The sequence below is a fragment of the Pseudomonas sp. DWRC2-2 genome, from assembly GCF_049897885.1.
In the GTDB taxonomy this organism is placed as follows: domain Bacteria; phylum Pseudomonadota; class Gammaproteobacteria; order Pseudomonadales; family Pseudomonadaceae; genus Aquipseudomonas; species Aquipseudomonas azotoformans_A.
Genome location: NZ_JAFCXD010000012.1, coordinates 1 through 18,480, shown reverse-complemented (window position 1 = coordinate 18,480; position 18,480 = coordinate 1). Strand labels below are relative to the sequence as shown.

At 60.2% G+C, this 18,480-nt stretch carries 16 protein-coding genes and 2 pseudogenes; 13 read left to right on the top strand and 5 right to left on the bottom strand.

Going from position 1 to position 18,480, the window contains the following annotated elements:
• The first annotated feature begins 540 nt into the window (after window positions 1–540).
• The 9 genes from ACP7EW_RS29735 (at window position 541) to ACP7EW_RS29695 (ending at window position 9,552) form a co-directional block, all read left to right on the top strand.
• Entirely contained in the window at window positions 541–1,851 is a 1,311-nt protein-coding gene (locus ACP7EW_RS29735) for an ABC transporter substrate-binding protein (RefSeq protein WP_426221674.1), read from the top strand.
• Window positions 1,852–1,942: 91 nt separating this feature from the next.
• A complete protein-coding gene (locus ACP7EW_RS29730) occupies window positions 1,943–2,833 on the top strand; it encodes a carbohydrate ABC transporter permease (protein WP_426221673.1) in 891 nt (296 codons plus the stop codon).
• A 10-nt stretch (window positions 2,834–2,843) separates the two neighbouring features.
• A complete protein-coding gene (locus tag ACP7EW_RS29725) occupies window positions 2,844–3,674 on the top strand; it encodes a carbohydrate ABC transporter permease (RefSeq protein ID WP_003173672.1) in 831 nt (276 codons plus the stop codon).
• 22 nt (window positions 3,675–3,696) lie between these two features.
• Window positions 3,697–4,800 carry an ABC transporter ATP-binding protein gene (locus ACP7EW_RS29720; RefSeq protein WP_426221672.1) on the top strand — a complete coding sequence of 368 codons (1,104 nt, stop codon included), beginning with the start codon at window positions 3,697–3,699 and terminating at the stop codon, window positions 4,798–4,800.
• A gap of 18 nt (window positions 4,801–4,818) precedes the next feature.
• Window positions 4,819–6,300: a mannitol dehydrogenase family protein gene (locus ACP7EW_RS29715; protein ID WP_426221671.1), complete on the top strand. Its 1,482-nt coding sequence runs from the start codon at window positions 4,819–4,821 to the stop codon at window positions 6,298–6,300.
• Between the two features lie 11 nt (window positions 6,301–6,311).
• A complete protein-coding gene (gene xylB / locus ACP7EW_RS29710) occupies window positions 6,312–7,793 on the top strand; it encodes a xylulokinase (RefSeq protein ID WP_426221670.1) in 1,482 nt (493 codons plus the stop codon).
• A 12-nt stretch (window positions 7,794–7,805) separates the two neighbouring features.
• Window positions 7,806–8,744, top strand: a complete 939-nt coding sequence (locus ACP7EW_RS29705; RefSeq protein ID WP_314532164.1) for a carbohydrate kinase — start codon at window positions 7,806–7,808, stop codon at window positions 8,742–8,744.
• A gap of 87 nt (window positions 8,745–8,831) precedes the next feature.
• Window positions 8,832–9,101, top strand: a complete 270-nt coding sequence (locus tag ACP7EW_RS29700; protein WP_061436689.1) for a DUF2790 domain-containing protein — start codon at window positions 8,832–8,834, stop codon at window positions 9,099–9,101.
• A 193-nt stretch (window positions 9,102–9,294) separates the two neighbouring features.
• Window positions 9,295–9,552 carry a DUF2790 domain-containing protein gene (locus ACP7EW_RS29695; protein WP_426221669.1) on the top strand — a complete coding sequence of 86 codons (258 nt, stop codon included), beginning with the start codon at window positions 9,295–9,297 and terminating at the stop codon, window positions 9,550–9,552.
• Window positions 9,553–9,633: 81 nt separating this feature from the next.
• Here ACP7EW_RS29695 and ACP7EW_RS29690 read toward each other — a convergent pair whose 3' ends face one another.
• Together ACP7EW_RS29690 and ilvA are read right to left on the bottom strand one after the other, a co-directional pair.
• Complete coding sequence (locus tag ACP7EW_RS29690) at window positions 9,634–9,903, bottom strand: DUF1652 domain-containing protein (RefSeq protein ID WP_033901501.1); 270 nt, start codon at window positions 9,901–9,903, stop codon at window positions 9,634–9,636.
• Window positions 9,904–10,161: 258 nt separating this feature from the next.
• Window positions 10,162–11,154 (bottom strand): annotated as a pseudogene (ilvA, locus tag ACP7EW_RS29685) (threonine ammonia-lyase, biosynthetic); the annotation flags it as partial.
• Between the two features lie 252 nt (window positions 11,155–11,406).
• Between ilvA and ACP7EW_RS29680 the strand changes: the two are divergent.
• Both ACP7EW_RS29680 and map read left to right on the top strand, forming a co-directional pair.
• Window positions 11,407–11,607 (top strand): ParD-like family protein, encoded by a 201-nt coding sequence (locus tag ACP7EW_RS29680; protein ID WP_003190946.1) that lies wholly within the window; start codon window positions 11,407–11,409, stop codon window positions 11,605–11,607.
• Window positions 11,607–12,368: a type I methionyl aminopeptidase gene (gene map / locus ACP7EW_RS29675; RefSeq protein ID WP_033901502.1), complete on the top strand. Its 762-nt coding sequence runs from the start codon at window positions 11,607–11,609 to the stop codon at window positions 12,366–12,368. Before ACP7EW_RS29680 ends, map begins: the two co-directional genes overlap by 1 nt.
• On the opposite strand, the gene ACP7EW_RS29670 is transcribed toward map, so the two are convergent.
• Both ACP7EW_RS29670 and ACP7EW_RS29665 read right to left on the bottom strand, forming a co-directional pair.
• Window positions 12,365–13,303, bottom strand: coding sequence for a magnesium transporter CorA family protein (locus ACP7EW_RS29670; protein WP_426221668.1), 939 nt, complete (start codon window positions 13,301–13,303; stop codon window positions 12,365–12,367). The two genes, map and ACP7EW_RS29670, sit on opposite strands and share 4 nt — an antisense overlap.
• 7 nt (window positions 13,304–13,310) lie before the next feature.
• The gene (locus tag ACP7EW_RS29665; protein WP_426221667.1) at window positions 13,311–14,897 is read right to left on the bottom strand and encodes a RimK family protein; all 1,587 of its coding nucleotides are present in this window, start codon (window positions 14,895–14,897) and stop codon (window positions 13,311–13,313) included.
• A gap of 93 nt (window positions 14,898–14,990) precedes the next feature.
• Here ACP7EW_RS29665 and ACP7EW_RS29660 point away from each other — a divergent pair.
• Window positions 14,991–15,437 (top strand): annotated as a pseudogene (locus tag ACP7EW_RS29660) (GNAT family N-acetyltransferase); the annotation flags it as partial.
• Here ACP7EW_RS29660 and sfnG read toward each other — a convergent pair.
• Window positions 15,436–16,521, bottom strand: coding sequence for a dimethylsulfone monooxygenase SfnG (sfnG, locus tag ACP7EW_RS29655; protein WP_033901506.1), 1,086 nt, complete (start codon window positions 16,519–16,521; stop codon window positions 15,436–15,438). The pseudogene ACP7EW_RS29660 and the gene sfnG sit on opposite strands and share 2 nt — an antisense overlap.
• A gap of 255 nt (window positions 16,522–16,776) precedes the next feature.
• Between sfnG and ACP7EW_RS29650 the strand changes: the two genes are divergently transcribed.
• Window positions 16,777–18,009, top strand: a complete 1,233-nt coding sequence (locus tag ACP7EW_RS29650; RefSeq protein ID WP_426221666.1) for an acyl-CoA dehydrogenase family protein — start codon at window positions 16,777–16,779, stop codon at window positions 18,007–18,009.
• Window positions 18,010–18,480: the final 471 nt, after the last annotated feature.

Here is an 18,480-nt window from a genome sequence, read left to right as displayed (position 1 = left end):
GGCCTTATGCATGACTGTGCACGGTCATCAAACTCTAGCCCACTCGGACAGAGGTAAGCGTACTGAATGTACCGTTGAATAGCAGGCCTCCATACACATCGGTGAAAACCGCCAACAGGTTTGAGACTTTTAAAGTAGCCCTCTCGAACACAAGCAGGCTCTCTGAGTTCCAGTGGTTTTGTTGTACAGGCATTAATCGAAACAGCAATGACCACGCCCAATGCGATTTTATAAAGCGCGCTGTTTTTGAGGTTTACGCGAGAACAGTTCATAAACATCTCCTGGTTGGGTTGTGCCAAACCATTAACCCTCTGCGGCCTTTTAGCGTCTACTGTCAGAACTCACAGGTTAACGCCCCTCCGGGTGGTAGTGCCCACTGTGCAAGCCCAGTGCAAAAAAGTATCAGCCGCAGTGTTCCCAAGGATTTGTCACAGCGCCATTTGAAGGCTGTAATCAACGCACACTCTTCCAGCTGTCGTGGAAGACACAACAACAATAACTGTCCTTCTGTAGCCCCTGGGCGCGGAAATGGAGTGCGCGATGAAGTTCACAGCAAAAGCACTGCTTGCTTGTACCTGCATGACCCTCAGCGCCGTCAGCCTTGGCGCGCAAACCCTGACCATTGCCACCGTCAATAACAGCGACATGATCCGCATGCAAAAGCTCTCGAAAACCTTCGAGGCCGAGCATCCGGAGATCAAGCTGAACTGGGTGGTGCTCGAAGAAAACGTGCTGCGCCAACGCCTGACCACCGATATCGCCACCCAGGGTGGGCAGTTCGACGTGTTGACCATCGGCATGTACGAAGCTGCACTGTGGGGCGCCAAGGGCTGGCTGGAACCGATGAAGGACCTGCCGGCGTCCTACGACCTCGATGATGTGTTCCCTTCGGTGCGTGACGGTTTGTCCGTCAAGGGCTCGCTGTACGCCCTGCCGTTCTACGCTGAAAGCTCAATCACCTATTACCGCACCGACCTGTTCAAGGACGCCGGGCTGACCATGCCCGAGCACCCGACCTGGACACAGATCGGCGAATTCGCCAGCAAACTCACCGACAAGACCAAAGAGCAATACGGCCTGTGCCTGCGGGGCAAAGCCGGTTGGGGTGAAAACATGGCGCTGATCACCACACTGGCCAACGGCTACGGTGCGCGCTGGTTCGATGAGAAGTGGCAGCCGGAATTCAACGGTCCAGAATGGAAAGACGCGCTGAACTTCTACGTCGACAACATGAAGAAATCCGGCCCGCCGGGTGCTTCGAGCAACGGTTTCAACGAAAACCTGGCGCTGTTCAACAGCGGTAAGTGCGCGATCTGGGTCGACGCCAGCGTGGCCGGCTCGTTCGTCACCGACAAGACCCAGAGCAAAGTGGCTGACCATGTCGGCTTTACCTTTGCCCCGCACGAGAAGACCGATAAGGGTACTTCGTGGCTTTACTCCTGGAGCCTGGCGATCCCGACCAGCTCCAAGGCCAAAGACGCTGCCAAGGTGTTCACCAGTTGGGCGACTTCCAAGGAATACGGCGCATTGGTCGCCAAGACTGATGGCATTGCCAACGTACCGCCAGGCACGCGCAAGTCGACCTACAGCGACGAGTACATGAAGGCCGCGCCGTTTGCCAAGGTGACCCTGGAATCGCTGAAGGTGGCGGACCCGACCAAGCCGACGCTCAAGCCGGTGCCGTATGTCGGTATCCAGTTGGTGACCATTCCTGAGTTCCAGGCGATCGGAACGCAGGTCGGCAAGTTCTTCTCGGGTGCGTTGACCGGTCAGCAGACGGTGGATGCCGCACTGACTGCCGCGCAGACCACCACCGAGCGTGAGATGAAGCGGGCCGGGTATCCCAAATAGGTGAGCCTTCCGCTGTAAATGTGGGAGCGGGCTTGCTCGCTCCCACATTTAACCGCACTCCGATTCTTGCTCTGTATTGGCCTTGAATACCATGAATACACCCGCCAAAAACCGCCTGGCCAACCCCGGCTGGTTCCTTGTCAGCCCCTCGGTAGCCTTGCTGCTGCTGTGGATGATCGTGCCGCTGGGCATGACCCTGTACTTTTCGCTGATCCGCTACAACTTGCTCTACCCCGGCGAAAACCAATTCGTCGGGCTGGAAAACTTCACCTATTTCATCACCGACTCGGGCTTCCTGCCCGGCGCCACCAATACCTTGTTGCTGGTGGGCAGTGTGCTGCTGATCAGCGTGGTGTTCGGCGTGCTGATCAGCGCTCTGCTCGAAGCCAGTGAGTTCTTCGGTCGCGGCCTGGTGCGGGTGCTGCTGATTTCGCCGTTCTTCATCATGCCCACCGTCGGTGCGCTGATCTGGAAGAACCTGATTTTCCATCCGGTCTCGGGGATTCTCGCCGCCGTGTGGAAGTTCTTCGGCGCAGAACCCGTGGACTGGCTGGCGCACTACCCGTTGCTGTCGATCATCATCATCGTGTCGTGGCAGTGGCTGCCGTTCGCGATCCTGCTGCTGATGACCGCCATGCAGTCCCTCGACCAGGAGCAAAAGGAAGCCGCGCGCCTGGACGGTGCCGGCGCCATCGCGATCTTCTGGCACCTGACCCTGCCGCACCTGGCCCGCCCTATTGCCGTGGTGGTGATGATCGAGACGATCTTTTTGCTCTCGGTGTTCGCCGAGATTTTCACCACCACCAACGGTGGCCCCGGCTACGCCTCGACCAACCTCGCCTACCTGATCTACAACCAGGCGCTGGTGCAGTTCGATGTGGGCATGGCCTCGGCCGGCGGCTTGATTGCCGTGGTCATCGCCAATGTCGCGGCGATCATCCTGGTGCGGATGATCGGCAAAAACCTGACTGACAAGCCTTGAGGGCCGCGCCATGACGCTTCAACAATCCCGCCGCCTGCAAAGCCTGTTGCTCGGCACATTGGCCTGGGCCATCGCGATCCTGATCTTCTTCCCGATCTTCTGGATGGTGCTGACCAGCTTCAAGACCGAAATCGATGCGTTCGCCACGCCGCCACAGTTCATCTTCACGCCGACGCTGGAGAACTACCTGCACATCAACGAGCGCAGCAATTACTTCAGCTATGCGTGGAACTCGGTGCTGATTTCCTTCAGCGCAACGGCGCTGTGCCTACTGATTTCGGTGCCGGCCGCCTACTCCATGGCCTTCTACGAAACCCAACGCACCAAAGGCACGCTGCTGTGGATGCTGTCCACCAAGATGCTGCCGCCAGTGGGCGTGCTGATGCCGATCTACCTGTTGGCCAAGAGCTTTGGCCTGCTGGACACGCGCATTGCGCTGATCATCATCTACACCCTGATCAACCTGCCGATTGTGGTGTGGATGGTTTACACCTACTTCAAGGACATCCCCAAGGACATCCTCGAAGCCGCGCGCCTGGATGGCGCCACCCTCTGGCAGGAAATGGTCCGCGTGCTGCTGCCGATTGCCAAGGGCGGCCTGGCCTCCACCGTGTTGCTGTCGCTGATCCTGTGCTGGAACGAGGCGTTCTGGTCGCTGAACCTGACCTCGTCCGCCGCTGCGCCGTTGACTGCGCTGATCGCCTCTTACTCCAGCCCCGAAGGCTTGTTCTGGGCCAAATTGTCCGCCGTGTCGACCCTGGCCTGCGCGCCGATCCTGATCTTTGGCTGGATCAGCCAGAAACAGTTGGTGCGCGGTTTGTCCTTTGGCGCCGTCAAATAACAATTCCTAGCGGAGGCCCATCATGGCCAACCTGAAAATCAAGAATCTGCAAAAAGGTTTCGAAGGCTTTTCCATCATCAAGGGCATTGACCTGGAAGTGAACGACAAGGAGTTCGTGGTGTTCGTCGGCCCATCGGGCTGCGGTAAATCCACCCTGCTGCGCCTGATCGCCGGCCTGGAAGAAGTCAGCGAAGGCACTATCGAACTGGACGGTCGCGACATCACCGAAGTGACCCCGGCCAAGCGTGACCTTGCGATGGTGTTCCAGACCTACGCGCTGTACCCGCACATGAGCGTGCGCAAGAACATGTCGTTCGCCCTGGACCTGGCCGGTGTCGACAAGAAGCTGGTGGAGAGCAAGGTCAGCGAAGCGGCGCGCATCCTGGAGCTGGGCCCGTTGCTGGAGCGCAAGCCCAAGCAGCTGTCCGGCGGCCAGCGCCAGCGTGTGGCCATCGGCCGCGCAATTGTGCGTAACCCGAAGATCTTCCTGTTCGATGAGCCGCTGTCCAACCTCGACGCCGCCCTGCGCGTGCAGATGCGCCTGGAACTGGCGCGCCTGCATAAAGAGCTGCAAGCGACCATGATCTACGTGACCCACGACCAGGTGGAGGCGATGACCCTGGCCGACAAGGTGGTGGTGCTGAACAGCGGCCGTATCGAGCAAGTCGGCTCGCCGCTGGAGCTGTACCACCAGCCGGCTAACCTGTTCGTGGCGGGTTTCCTCGGCACGCCGAAGATGGGTTTCCTCAAGGGCAACATCACCCGTGTTGAAAGTCAAAGCTGCGAAGTGCAGTTGGACGCTGGCACGCTGATCACCCTGCCACTGAGCGGTGCCACCTTGAGCGTGGGCAGCGCGGTGACCCTGGGCATTCGTCCGGAACACCTGGAAATCGCCGCGCCCGGCCAAACCACCCTGACCGTCACCGCCGACGTCGGCGAGCGCCTGGGCAGCGACACCTTCTGCCACGTCAACACCGCCAACGGCGAGCCGCTGACCATGCGGATCCGTGGCGACATGGCCAGCCAGTACGGCGAGACGCTGCACCTGCACCTGGACCCGGCGCATTGCCATCTGTTCGACACCGACGGTGTTGCCGTGGCCCGCCCACTGCGCGCTGCCGCCTGATTTCGCGAGATTTTGCTGATGAAACTGAATAAACAGAACCTCACCCAGTTGGCGCCGCACGTGAAACTGCCCGCCTACGCGATTGCCAGCACCACGCAAGGCATCGCCCACATCGGCGTCGGCGGTTTCCATCGCGCGCATCAGGCCTATTACACCGACGCGCTGATGAACACCGGCGTTGGCCTGGACTGGAGCATTTGCGGTGTCGGCCTGCGTGCCGAAGACCGCAAGGCCCGCGACGACCTGGCCGGCCAAGACTACCTGTTCACCCTGTATGAGCTGGGCGATACCGACGACACCGAAGTGCGCGTGATCGGCTCGATCAGTGACATGCTGCTGGCCGAAGACGGCGCCCAGGCGCTGATCGACAAACTGGCCGACCCGGCGATCCGTATTGTCTCGCTGACCATCACCGAAGGCGGCTACTGCATCGACGACAGCAACGGCGAGTTCATGGCTCACCTGCCGCAGATCCAGCATGATCTGGCGCACCCGAGCGCACCCAAGACCGTGTTTGGCTTTATCTGCGCCGCCCTGACCCAACGCCGCGCCGCCGGCACCCCGGCATTTACCGTGATGTCCTGCGATAACCTGCCGCACAACGGCGCCGTGACGCGTAAAGCCCTGTTGGCGTTTGCCGCGTTGCACAACGCCGAGCTGCACGATTGGATCAAGGCCAATGTGAGCTTTCCGAATGCGATGGTCGACCGCATCACGCCGATGACCAGCACCGCGCACCGCCTGCAACTGCATGATGACCACGGCATCGAAGATGCCTGGCCGGTGGTGTGCGAACCCTTTGTGCAATGGGTGCTGGAAGACAAATTCGTCAACGGTCGCCCGGCCTGGGAACAGGTCGGCGTGCAGTTTACCGACGACGTCACGCCCTATGAAGAAATGAAGATCGGCCTGCTCAACGGCAGCCACCTGGCGCTGACCTACCTGGGGTTTCTCAAGGGGTATCGATTTGTGCACGAGACCATGAACGACCCGGTGTTTGTCGCCTACATGCGCGCCTACATGGACCTGGACGTCACGCCAAACCTGGCGCCGGTGCCGGGCATCGACCTGACGGACTACAAGCAGACGCTGGTGGACCGCTTCTCCAACCAGGCGATTGCCGACCAGCTGGAACGCGTGTGCTCGGATGGCTCGTCGAAGTTTCCCAAGTTCACCGTGCCGACCATCAACCGCCTGATCGCCGATGGGCGCGAGACTGAGCGCGCGGCGTTGGTTGTGGCGGCGTGGGCGTTGTATTTGAAGGGCGTGGACGAGAATGGAGTGAGCTACACCCTCCCGGATCCGCGTGCAGCGTTTTGCCAGGGGCTGGTGAGTGATGATGCGTTGATCAGCCAACGTTTGCTGGGGGTGGAAGAGATTTTTGGCAAGGCTATTCCCAATTCGCCCGAGTTTGTGGCAGCGTTCGAGCGGTGCTACAGGAGCCTGCAGGAAGTGGGTGTCAGCAGGACCCTGGAACGGTTACTCGCCAACATCCATTGAAGGCCCTCACCATGACCCAGCAAAACCTGTTTCTCGGCATCGACTGCGGCACCCAAGGCACCAAGGCCATCGTCCTCGACGCCACGAGCGGCAAGGTGCTGGGCCTGGGCGCAGCGGCACACACATTGATCAGCGGCGCCAATGGCCGCCGCGAGCAGCACACCCAGGAGTGGCTGGACGCCTTTACCGAAGCCACCCACCGCGCCCTGCAACAGGCCGGCGTGGACGGCCAGGACATCCTCGGCATCGGCGTCTCCGGCCAGCAACATGGTTTGGTGCTGCTGGATGACCAGGGCCAGGTACTGCGCCCGGCCAAACTGTGGTGCGACACCGAGACCACACCCGAGAACGACCGACTCTTGCAGCACCTGGGTGGCGAAAGCGGCTCCCTGGAACGCCTCGGCGTGGCCATTGCGCCGGGCTACACCGTGTCCAAGCTGCTGTGGACGCGCGAACAGCACCCGGACATCTTTGCGCGCATCGCGCATATCCTGCTGCCCCACGACTACCTCAACTACTGGCTCACCGGCCGCCCCCTCGCGGAGTACGGCGATGCGTCGGGCACCGGCTACTTCAACGTGCGCAGCCGTGAGTGGGATGTGGCGCTGCTCAGGCACATCGATCCGAGCGGTCGTCTTGAAAAGGCCCTGCCGCAGCTGATCGAGGCCGATCAGAGCGTCGGCACCGTTCTTCCGGCGATTGCCGAACGGCTGGGTATCAACCCCAACGCCATCGTCTCCAGCGGTGGCGGCGACAACATGATGGGCGCCATCGGCACCGGCAACATTGCCCCTGGCGTGATCACCATGAGCCTGGGCTCGTCGGGCACTGTGTACGCGTTTGCCGACCAGCCCAACGTCAGCCCACAGGCCTCGGTCGCCACCTTCTGTTCGTCCAGCGGCGGCTGGTTGCCGTTGATCTGCACCATGAACCTGACCAACGCCACCGGGGTGATCCGCGAGCTGTTCGATCTCGACCTGATTGCGTTCAACGCCTTGGTCGAGCAAGCACCGATAGGCGCCGACGGCGTGAGCATGTTGCCGTTCCTCAACGGCGAACGAGTTCCCGCCCTGCCCCACGCTACCGGCAGCCTGCACGGCCTGACCATGACCAACCTGACCCGCGCCAACCTGTGCCGCGCGGTGGTCGAAGGCACCACCTTCGGCCTGCGCTACGGCCTCGACCTGCTGCGCCAGACCGGCCTGCAAAGCCAGAGCATCCGCTTGATCGGCGGCGGTTCGAAAAGCCCGGTCTGGCGGCAGATGGTCGCCGATATCATGAACACCGAAGTGGTCTGCACCGAACAAAGTGAAGCCGCCGCCCTGGGCGCGGCGATCCAGGCGGCGTGGAGCCAGTCCGGCGAGTCGCTGGCCAGCCTGTGCGACAAATGTGTGAGCGTCGACCCGGCCAGCCGTACGCTGCCGGTGGCGGCCAGCGTCAGCGCGTATCAACACGCCTACGAGCGCTATCAACAGCTCGTGGCAACCCTTTAAGAGCGAACGACTATGTATCTGGTGTGTGGTGAAGCGCTGTTTGATTTTTTCAGTGAGGAAGATGCCAGCGGGCAGGCATCCAAGGTCAATTACAAGGCAATTGCCGGCGGTTCGCCGTTCAATGTCGCGGTCGGCTTGCGCCGCTTGGGTGTCGAGGCGGGCTTGTTCGGCGGCTTGTCCACCGACTTCCTCGGCCGCCGCTTGTTGCAGGTGCTCAAGGATGAAGGCGTCAGCGAGCAGTTCCTGGTGGAATTCGCCGCACCGACCACCTTGTCGATGGTCGCCGTGGGCGCCAATGGCTCACCGCAGTACAACTTTCGCGGCGAAGGCTGCGCCGACCGACTGCTGGAAGTCGCCCACCTGCCCGAGCTGGGCGATGATATTCGTGGCTTGCACATCGGCTCGTTCTCCCTGGTGGTGCAACCCATCGGCGACACCTTGCTGAGCCTGGTCAAGCGTGAAAGCGGCAAGCGCCTGATCAGCCTCGACCCCAACGTACGGCTCAACCCGCAGCCGGATATCCAACTGTGGCGCGACCGTGTGGCGGAACTGGTCAAGCATGCCGACCTGATCAAGGTCAGCGATGAAGACCTGCACCTGCTCTATCCCGAGCAGTCGCCGGAAAGCGTGCTGCAGGGCTGGCTGCAACACCGTTGCCAATTGGTGTTCCTCACCCGTGGCGGCGACGGCGCCAGTGTATTCAGCCGCCAGCATGGCCACTGGTCTGCACCGGCGGTCAAGGTAGTGATGGCCGATACAGTGGGGGCTGGCGACACCTTCCAGGCGGCGTTGATTGCCTGGTTGACCGAGCAGCAGTTGGACTCAGTGGACGGCCTGCAACAACTCACCCGTGCGCAGATCGACACCATGCTCGGCTTCGCCATCCGCGCCGCCGCACTGACCTGCACCAAGACCGGCCCCGACCTACCCTATCGCCAGCAGCTTGGATGAAGGTTTTGTCAGCCAGCTAAAAATTAATCGATGGTTAATCCCGCACGCCGACAGTGAAGTTGTACCCACTTGTTGCGGAGAACCACCATGAAACTGCGCACTCTCGTACTCGGCAGCGCCTTGGCGCTGGCCGCAGTATCAGGCCTGGCCCAGGCCGACGACCAAGGCGCCGCTGTCAAACCCGTGCCTTACCAATACGGCATGCCGATGAACATCGACAAGGTCCTGGCCATGAACGAAACGCCCACTGATGAATGCAAAGTCATCAAGGCGGATATCAAGTTCCTGGATAAGGCGGGCAAGGTTGAGGACGTGAGCTATCGGAAAATGTCGGAAGCCTGCGACTTCCAGAACTGAGCCGTAAGCCATCAGACGATACAGCGGGAATCAACCGCGTAAACATGTAGGACTTTTCTCAAAAACCCCAATTTAATCAATGGTTAAGCTTGGGAGACAACAGTGGCTTCGACCGCACCTCCATGGCCATCGGCTGAAGGTACGGCCGCCGGTTCATCACGCTGATGACCCGGACCACTGACGGAGAAACCTCATGAAAATGCGCAACGTATTCCTGCTCGGCTGCACCCTCGCCCTCACCACCGTATCGGCCATGGCCCAGGCTGAATCCAAAGCTGTGCCCTATCGCTACGGCATGCCCATGGACATCCAGAAAGTGATTGCCATGAACGAACCGGATACCCGTGAATGCAAGGTTATCAAGGCCGAGATCAAGTTTTTGGACAACGCCGGTGAAGTGCAGCACGTGAGCTACAAGAAGTTATCCGAGGCCTGTTTGTTCCAGAACTGAATGCCGGGTGGACAAGCGAAAGCAGCGCAACCCTACTGGGCCTGGCGTTCATCCAGGCCCAAAGGTCTTTGGTCACGCTAGCTAGTAGTAGCCGCGCCCTCCCACTCTTTGCAGGGCGGGAGCATGGCTGTGCTTGAGGTCTTCACGCAACCCGGTGATCAGGTTGCAAATGGCTCGACTGCTGTCGAGTTTGTCCGCGTTGATCCCTTTGACTTCCAAATCCACCCGGTCACGGTCGCGGTCGTCGTAGACCTTGATCGTCAGCGAAGCATCTTCGGCTTTGGTGCATTCGCACCGTTTGGGCAGGAAACTTCCTTCAATAATGCTGCGAAGTTCTAATTCCGAAAGCATGGTCAACCTCTCCTTTCTTGAGACTGCCAACAGATTTTTATGTGTCCGACGAGCGCTCACTCGTCGCGCCTTGCCGACCCTGGAAGACGCTTACAACACCCAAGCCTACTCGGCAAAATCAACCTTCGTTGTAACTTTTCCTCATAAGCCGCGCGCCGGGTTATATATGTAAATCGGCCTTGTTTAAATCGTCGTCGAACCGCTGCGATTAAACGTTTAACTCTAGGCTTCAACTTCGACGGAGCCCTGCGCAGCCACTCTTTCAGCAACATGTCGCAAACTATCGAAGTTGATGTTCGCCCCGGAATTGATCGCCACCAGGGTCTTCCCGCTCAGTTGATGGCGGGCGACATACTTGCGCACTCCCGCCACCGCCAAGGCACCGGAAGGCTCGGTGATCGAGCGGGTATCGTCGTAGATCAGCTTGATCGCACTGCACAGTTCATCGTTGCTGACAGTGATGACGTCATCCACCCAATCCCGGCAGATTTGAAACCCGTAGGCACCGACTTGCGCCACCGCCGTGCCGTCGGCAAACCCGTCGACGCTGGGCAGCACCACACGTTCACCGGCCCGCAGCGCCGCCAGCAGACAGCTGGAGCCCTCAGGTTCGACGCCGATGATGCGCACCTCGGGCCGCAGGTATTTGACGTAGGCGGCGATCCCGGCGATCAGGCCACCGCCGCCCACCGGCACGAAGATCGCGTCCAGGGCCCCTTGTTGCTGGCGCAGGATTTCCATGGCCACGGTGCCTTGTCCGGCGATCACCTCCGGATCGTCGAAGGGCGAGACAAAGGTGCAACCTGAGGTTTCGGCCAGTTGCAGTGCGTGGGCCAGGGCAAAGGGGAAGCTCTCGCCGTGCAGGACCGCTTCAGCGCCACGGGAGCGTACGCCGAGTACCTTCAACTCCGGCGTGGTGCTGGGCATGACGATCCGCGCCTGGATCCCCAACTCCCGCGCCGCCAACGCCACGCCCTGGGCATGATTGCCCGCCGATGCGGTGACCACGCCGCGCGCCTTTTGCTCGTCGCTCAACTGCACCAGTTTGTTGTAGGCGCCACGGATCTTGAACGAGAACGTCGGCTGCAAGTCTTCACGCTTGAGCAACACCTGGTTACCCAGCAATGCCGACAGCGCCGGTGCCGCCTGCAACGGCGTGCGCACCGCCAGGTCATAGACCGGCGCGGCGAGGATCTTCTTCACATAGTGTTCAAGCAAGCCTGTGTCAGCGGTAGGGGGACAGGTGCTCATGGGTATCTCCTGGCTTCTTGTTCGGGGCCCGGGAGACGGAAAAACAAAACCCGCCTCTAGGGCGGGTTTGGGTACAGCCGTGCGCTATCCCGCCAAATGAGGAATGGCGGTAATAATGCTTGGCTGGCTGCGAAAGGCTTGAAAGGTCATGTCACGAAATTAACCGCCCGTGACTGGACTCGTCAACAAAAGGTTTACTCAAAGCATACGAAACGTATACGCTTTGTATATAAAACCTGCACAGTGAACCCCATGGGCATCGTCAAGATCACCGACCAACTGCACGAACAACTGCGCCTGGCCAGCGCCGCGATGGACCGTTCCATCAACGCCCAGGCCGAGTTCTGGATCAAGATCGGCCTGCTCGCCGAGCTCAACCCCCACTTGCCCTACAACGAGCTGATCAACAAGCTGTTGCTGGACAAGCCCGATCTGATCCGGGGGCGCAGTTGATGATCAAGACTGCCGCCCAACTGGCCGTGATGCGTGAAGCCGGGCGCCTGCTGGCCCAGGTGTTCACGATGCTCGACGGCTTTGTCGCCGCCGGCCGTTCCACCCTGGAGCTGGACGCCGCCGTCGAAGCCTTCATCCGCAACGACCTCAAGGCCCGCCCCGCCAGCCTGGGCCAGTACGACTACCCTTTCTCCATCAACACTTCGATCAACGAGGTGGTGTGCCATGGCATGCCCAGCGCCAAGGACATCCTCAAGGACGGCGACATTATCAACATCGACATCACCCTGGAAAAAGGTGGCTTTATTGCCGACTCCAGCAAGATGTACATGATCGGCAGCGTCGCGCCCAAGGCCCAGCGCCTGGTCGAGAAAACCTTCGAAGCGATGTGGGCCGGCATCCGCCAGGTCAAGCCCGGCGCACGCCTGGGTGATATCGGCCACGCGATCCAGAGCCATGCGCAAGCCAACGGCTACAGCGTGGTCCGCGAATACTGCGGCCACGGCATCGGCCGGCAGATGCATGAAGAGCCGCAAATCCTGCACTTCGGCCGCCCCGGCACCGGCTTGGAACTGCGCGAAGGCATGGTGTTTACCGTGGAGCCGATGCTCAACCAGGGCAGTTCGAAAGTGCGCAGCCTGAAGGACGGTTGGACGGTGGTGACCAAGGACAACAGCCTGTCGGCACAGTGGGAACATACTGTGGCGGTGACGGCGGATGGGTTTGAAGTGCTGACCCTACAACCTTCCTACAGGGTTTAAACGACATTGGCGCCGCCCGCTATCCGCTTCAGCCCCACTACCATCAAAGCAGCCCCAAGCCCCATCTCCGCCAGAAACAATGGGTAAGACACCCACCACGGCGTCCCCGTCGTCATCATGCTGAACTCCGACATGCCGCCGATGCTCGCAATCAGGTTGAGCGGCAGGAACACCACGTTGATCAAGGTGAGCTTGCGCAACAGGTTGTTCATGCTGTTGTTCATCAGGTTGCCGCGGGCGTCGATCAGCCCGGAAAACACGTTGGAATAGATCTCCGCCTGTTTGTAGCACTGGTGGTTCTCGATGATCAGGTCGTCGATCAGCGCCAATATCTCCGAACTGAAATGCTCCTTTTCCGCGTGGTTGCGCAGCCGTGACAACACCGCGCCGTTGCTGTGCAGCGCGTTGATGTAATAGATCAGGCTTTCGCTGAGGCTGAACATCTGCATCAGGTGGTGGTTGCTCATGGACGCATTGAACTGCTGCTGCAATTCCCGTGCGACCAGCTTGATCACCTTGAGATGGCCCAGGTAGTGATGGATGTTATTGAGCAGTAAGTCGAGCAACACATCCAGCGGCGTGTGCAGCGGGCGGCGTTTGCCGAGGCCGGTCAGCGGGGTTTCATCGGTGGCGATCACCAGCAGGCGGCCCGGTGAAAACAGCAGGCCGCAGGACGACACCTCGAACACCAGATTGCCGCCACCGGAGTAGTTTTCCGGGCGTTTCCAGATCAGGAACAGATTGTCCGGGTGAAACTCGATGCGCGAGACTTCGTCGGGGTCCAGCGCAGAGGCCAGGGCGTGTTCGTCCAGCTTATGGTGGTCGCGCAGCCACTCGCGCTCGGCCAGGTCAGGGTTGTTGAACAACTGGATCGGGGCATCGTCACGCTCCCCGCTGTGCAGCTTGCCATCGATCAGTTCGAAACGCTGGATCATCGCCGGGTCACCAGACCTGGCCCTGACGCTTCAACTCCAGGCGCCTCACGAACTCCTCCAGCACCAAACCGTACAAGTCGTCCTGCAAGTAGGCATCTTCAATACCCGCGTCCAGGTTGGGGTTGTCGTTGACTTCGATCACCACCACCTTGTCGCCGGACTGCTTGAGGTCGACGCCGTAGAGGCCATCGCCGATCAGGTTGGCGGTCTTCACGGCCAGTTCCACCACCGCCTTGGGCGCCTCGTGGACCGCCAGGGTGCGGCATTCACCGTTGATGGCCTGGCCGATGGCCTTGTGGTTGTAGATCTGCCAATGCCCTTTGGACATGAAGTACTGGCAGGCAAAGATCGGCTTGCGGTTGAGCACGCCGATGCGCCAGTCGTACTCGGTGTAGAAAAACTCCTGGGCCAGCAACAGCACCGAATGCTCGAACAACTCGGCAGTGGCCTTGAGCAAGGCTTCCTGGCTTTCGACCTTGATTACGCCACGGGAAAAACAGCCGTCGGGGATCTTCAGCACCAGCGGGAACCCCAGGCGCTCGCCGACCCGTTCAAAGTCTTCCGGTCGTTCCTTGTACAGAATCTCCGTGGCGGGCATGCCCAGTTGGTGACTGTTGAGCAGGTCGGTGAGGTAGACCTTGTTGGTGCAGCGCAGAATCGACGCCGGGTCGTCCATCACCACCAGGCCTTCGCTTTCGGCTTTCTTGGCGAAGCGATAGGTGTGGTTGTCGACGCTGGTGGTCTCGCGGATCAGCAAGGCGTCGTATTCAGCCAGGCGTGAATAATCCTTGCGTTCGATCAACTCCACATCGATGCCCAGGCCCTTGCCGACGCGGATGAAATTATCCAGGGCCTTGGCATTGGACGGAGGCAATTGCTCTTGAGGGTCGTGCAAGATGGCCAGGTCATAACGGGCCAGGCGACGTGAGCGCGGCTGGCGCCAGATCTTGCGGCTGAAGTTGTCCAGGGCGTGGGCGAATTGATCTTCCTGATCGTCGCGCAACTTGTGCAGCACGCCCGATTTAACGCCTTCAATATGCCAACCGTTATTCTTTTTAAAATCAACTAACAAAATCGGGCATGGAAAGGCTTCAAACAACTGACGGGCCAAGTCCTGCAACGGCTCTATATTGGTCCGGCCAAAATAAAGTGTCAGGGTGAAGCCTTCGGTATTGCTGTAAAGGTGATGACTCAAGGCTTTATCGAGGGTTTTATCCAGGTCGTCCAGGGCCAGGCCGTACAGCGACTTCTTGGTCAGTTCGCTGATGGTACGCACCGACGGGATCACCTTGTGCCCACGGGCTTCAGCCAGCAGCGAGCAGTAATAACCGTGCCCCAGGTACTTGTAGCTGCGGCACAGGTTGATTACCTGTACGCGCTTGCCAGTCTCGTTTTCGCGGGTCTGCTCCAGGTATTCCTGGGCGGTGACGATGTCTTCGCTGGGGAAGTAAGAGGCCCAATCTTCCTTGCGCTCGACAATGATCACGACTTGACTATTGCCTTTTGGGGGTGCGGAAAAATAACCTTTATTGGTTATTGTCGCCGCGAGGGTTTGCTCGGATACTTCACGCCAATGACCTTGTACCGCCGACATATATTTGATCCGCTTTAGAGAACTCGACCTTTTCTATTAAGCACGATCTTTTAGAGAAGTCCCGTTTCGTTACGCAACTTTTACGGCGGTCATATGGCTCTTTGCTTTCGCGTTGCAACCCTCTTGGATGTGTCTGAATTACTGGCCTTGGAACAGCACTGCTTCACCACCGACAGGCTGTCACGGCGCAGTTTCCAGTGGATGATAAACCGCGCCCACGGCGAGTTGCTGGTGGCGGAAAATGGCGGGCAACTGCTCGGTTACGCGCTGGTGCTGTTTCGCCGTGGCACTTCGTTGGCGCGTCTGTATTCCATCGCCATTGCCGAACCTGCGCGTGGCATGGGGTTGGGTAGACAGTTGCTGAGCCGCGTTGAAGCTAGCGCCGTGGCACAGGGTTGCAATCGCCTACGCCTGGAAGTGCGCACCGACAACCCCGGCGCTCTCAGCCTCTATGAGCGCAACGGTTATCGGCGCTTTGCCCTGATCGACGCCTATTACGAAGACCACACCGCAGCACTGCGCCTGGAAAAAAAACTGCTCACGCCACCTGTTTGATCCCCGCCTTGGCTTCCAACTCTCGCACCAGCGGCAACACACGTTTGCCGAAGTACTCGACTTCTTCCTGAAAATGCAGAAAGCCCGCCAGCACCAAGTCCACCCCCACTGCCTTGAGCGCGACGATGCGCTCGGCAATCTGCTGGGGCGTACCGATCAGGTTGGTCTTGAAGCCATCGTTGTACTGCACCAAGTCTTCAAAGCTCGACTTGGCCCAGTTGCCCTCGCCTTCCGGTGACGCCTTTCCCGCTTGCCTGGCCGCATCACCAAAGGCGTTCACCGCCTCCGGATCGGCCTTGTCAATGATCTCTGCCAGCACGGCGCGGGCTTCTTCCTCGGTGTCGCGGGCGATCACAAAGGCGTTGACACCGACTTTGACCGAATGGTTGTTCGCCGCCGCCTTGGCGCGGATGTCATCGACCTGGGCCTTGATGCCTTCCGGGGTGTTGCCGTTGGTGAAGTACCAGTCCGACACGCGCGCTGCCATATCCCGTGCGGCCCGCGAGCTACCGCCCTGGAACACCTCCGGCTGGCCCAGTGGCTTGGGCTTGAGGGTGTAGTTATTGAAGCGGTAAAAGTCGCCCTTGAAGGTGAAATCGTCCTGGGTCCAGATGCCTTTGAGGGCCCGGATAAACTCTTCGGAACGGCGATAACGCTCATCGTGCTCCAGCCAGTGTTCGCCGATGGCCTGGAACTCGCCCTTGAACCAACCGCTGACGATATTCACCGCGATACGGCCGTTGGTGAGCTGGTCGATCGTCGCCAGTTGCTTGGCCGCCAACGCGGGTTGCCAGGGGCCAGGCAGGATCGCGGCGATCACCTTGAGCGTGGTGGTCGCGGCCAGCAGCGCATGGCTGAACGCCACGGACTCATGCTGGTTTTCCGCACCGTAGCCGGCGGTGAAGCGGATCTGGGTGAGGCCGTATTCGAAGCCGGCGGCTTCCGCCAGTTGTGCCAGTTTGCGGTTGTAGTCGATGCCCCAGTGGGTGCGTTGTTCGATCTTGCTGACCACCAACCCACCGCTGACGTTGGGCACCCAGTAGGCAAATTTCACGGCTTGCTGGCTCATCTCGCGTTACCTCGCACAAAAGGGATGTACTGAGGGCTTGAGCAGCAAGCGTGCCAGGCCGTGGAAACGCACGGGCCATGGGCGTTGCACGCAATACCGTAGGTCGGCGTCGATGTCGCAGAGCGTGCGGGTTTGTCGATCCGCTGTTGCCAGGGCAACAGTGGCTGAACGCTTTAGCCCCTGAATACGGGCGCCGATACCCGGCACGGAGTGTGCAATCCCCCTTGCATTGATCACTGCCCAGGAACCTTGCCCATGACCGAACAACACGTCATCAACCCCCTGTCCACCGGTGTCGACTACCCGATCCTGGCCGCGCGCTTTCGACCGATCTTCCAGCGCATCGCCGACGGTGCCGTAAAGCGCGAACAGTCCCGCATCCTGCCCCATGAACCGATCCAGTGGCTCAAGGAAGCCGGTTTTGGCGCAGTACGCGTGCCGGTGGAATATGGCGGCGGCGGTGCTTCCCTGCCGCAATTGTTCGAACTGCTGATCGAACTGGCCGAAGCCGACTCCAACGTGCCCCAGGCCCTGCGTGGGCACTTCGCCTTTGCCGAAGACCGCCTGAACGCGCCGCCCAGTGCTGGCCGGGATCTGTGGTTCAAGCGGTTCGTGGACGGCGATATCGTCGGCTGCGCCTGGACCGAGATCGGCAACGTGGCGATCGGCGATGTGGTTACTCAGGTCAGCCCCGACGGTGATAACTGGAAGCTCAACGGAGAGAAGTTCTACAGCACCGGCAGTATCTTCGCCGACTGGATCGATGTGTATGCCCAACGCAGCGACACTGGTGGTGATGTGATCGCGGCTACCCGCGCCGGCCAGCCGGGCGTGGTGCACAGTGATGATTGGGACGGCTTTGGCCAGCGCACTACCGGCAGCGGCACGTCGCGCTTTACCGACGCGGTGGTGGATGCGGAAAACGTCATCGACTTTGCCAGCCGGTTTAAATATCAGACGGCGTTTTACCAGTTGGTGTTGCTCGCCAGTTTGGCGGGGATTGGGCGTGCGGCCTTGCGCGATGTGGCGCATCAGGTGCGCAGCCGTAAGCGCATCTACAGTCATGGCAATGCGGCGCATGTGAGCCAGGACGCGCAGGTTCTGCAGGTGGTGGGGGAAGTGGCTGCGCTGGTGTATGCCGCTGAGGCGAGTGCGTTGAAGGCGACGCTGCCGGCGCAACGAGCGTATGTGGCGCGGTTTGGGGGCGATGATGCGGTGGAGCGCGAGGCCAATGTGGCGGCCGAGATTGAGTCGGCTACGGCGCAGGTGGTGGTGTCGGGGTTGATTCAGCGGGCTACCAGTGAGTTGTTTAATGCGCTGGGGGCGTCGGATGTGCGGCAGGGGAAGGCGCTGGATCGGCATTGGCGGAATGCGCGGACGGTGTCGTCGCATAATCCGGTGATTTACAAGGCGCGGATTGTGGGGGATTGGGTGGTTAATGGGGTGGAGCCGCCGTTTGTTTGGCAGATTGGGAATGGGCGGGGTTGAGTTGGGGGGTTGATTGGGGGCATATCCGTTATTTAGGGGATGGCTGATGTTGGTTCCGCCCTTACGGCGGGTCACTTTTGGAAAAGAGCCGGAATGCCGGCCCAGCCCAAAGTAACCAAAGGGCTCTTGCCCCAACACTCGGCACCTCGCTCACGCTCGGTGTGCCCGTAATCCGACAGTGATTTGGGGGGCCGCCGCCCCGCGCCATCCATGGCGCGGGGCGGCTAAACCGGTATCCCTGCCGGTTTACCCCCCAAATCCCTGTCGAATTCCGGCCAGCGTGTTTAACGGGGCGCCTAAGATCAAAATCAAGATCTAAAGCAAAGCCAGAGCCAGAGCCAGAGCAGAGTGATATCTACCTGATATAGGAGATCTAAATTGTGGGAGCGGGGGGGGGGGGGGGGGGGGGGGGGGGGGGGGGGGGGGGGGTTTTTGGAAACCCCCCACACCCGCCCCCCCCCACCCCCCAAG

Bases quoted from the DNA above. Each gene is read 5' to 3' on its own strand.
- ACP7EW_RS29700 (WP_061436689.1), top strand. From the start codon at position 8,832: ATGAAACTGCGCACTCTCGTACTCGGCAGCGCCTTGGCGCTGGCCGCA.
- ACP7EW_RS29735 (WP_426221674.1), top strand. From the start codon at position 541: ATGAAGTTCACAGCAAAAGCACTGCTTGCTTGTACCTGCATGACCCTC.
- ACP7EW_RS29725 (WP_003173672.1), top strand. From the start codon at position 2,844: ATGACGCTTCAACAATCCCGCCGCCTGCAAAGCCTGTTGCTCGGCACA.
- ACP7EW_RS29695 (WP_426221669.1), top strand. From the start codon at position 9,295: ATGAAAATGCGCAACGTATTCCTGCTCGGCTGCACCCTCGCCCTCACC.
- ACP7EW_RS29670 (WP_426221668.1), bottom strand. From the start codon at position 13,303: ATGATCCAGCGTTTCGAACTGATCGATGGCAAGCTGCACAGCGGGGAG.
- map (WP_033901502.1), top strand. From the start codon at position 11,607: ATGATCAAGACTGCCGCCCAACTGGCCGTGATGCGTGAAGCCGGGCGC.
- ACP7EW_RS29715 (WP_426221671.1), top strand. From the start codon at position 4,819: ATGAAACTGAATAAACAGAACCTCACCCAGTTGGCGCCGCACGTGAAA.
- ACP7EW_RS29690 (WP_033901501.1), bottom strand. From the start codon at position 9,903: ATGCTTTCGGAATTAGAACTTCGCAGCATTATTGAAGGAAGTTTCCTG.
- ACP7EW_RS29665 (WP_426221667.1), bottom strand. From the start codon at position 14,897: ATGTCGGCGGTACAAGGTCATTGGCGTGAAGTATCCGAGCAAACCCTC.
- ACP7EW_RS29680 (WP_003190946.1), top strand. From the start codon at position 11,407: ATGGGCATCGTCAAGATCACCGACCAACTGCACGAACAACTGCGCCTG.
- xylB (WP_426221670.1), top strand. From the start codon at position 6,312: ATGACCCAGCAAAACCTGTTTCTCGGCATCGACTGCGGCACCCAAGGC.
- ACP7EW_RS29650 (WP_426221666.1), top strand. From the start codon at position 16,777: ATGACCGAACAACACGTCATCAACCCCCTGTCCACCGGTGTCGACTAC.
- ACP7EW_RS29720 (WP_426221672.1), top strand. From the start codon at position 3,697: ATGGCCAACCTGAAAATCAAGAATCTGCAAAAAGGTTTCGAAGGCTTT.
- sfnG (WP_033901506.1), bottom strand. From the start codon at position 16,521: ATGAGCCAGCAAGCCGTGAAATTTGCCTACTGGGTGCCCAACGTCAGC.
- ACP7EW_RS29705 (WP_314532164.1), top strand. From the start codon at position 7,806: ATGTATCTGGTGTGTGGTGAAGCGCTGTTTGATTTTTTCAGTGAGGAA.
- ACP7EW_RS29730 (WP_426221673.1), top strand. From the start codon at position 1,943: ATGAATACACCCGCCAAAAACCGCCTGGCCAACCCCGGCTGGTTCCTT.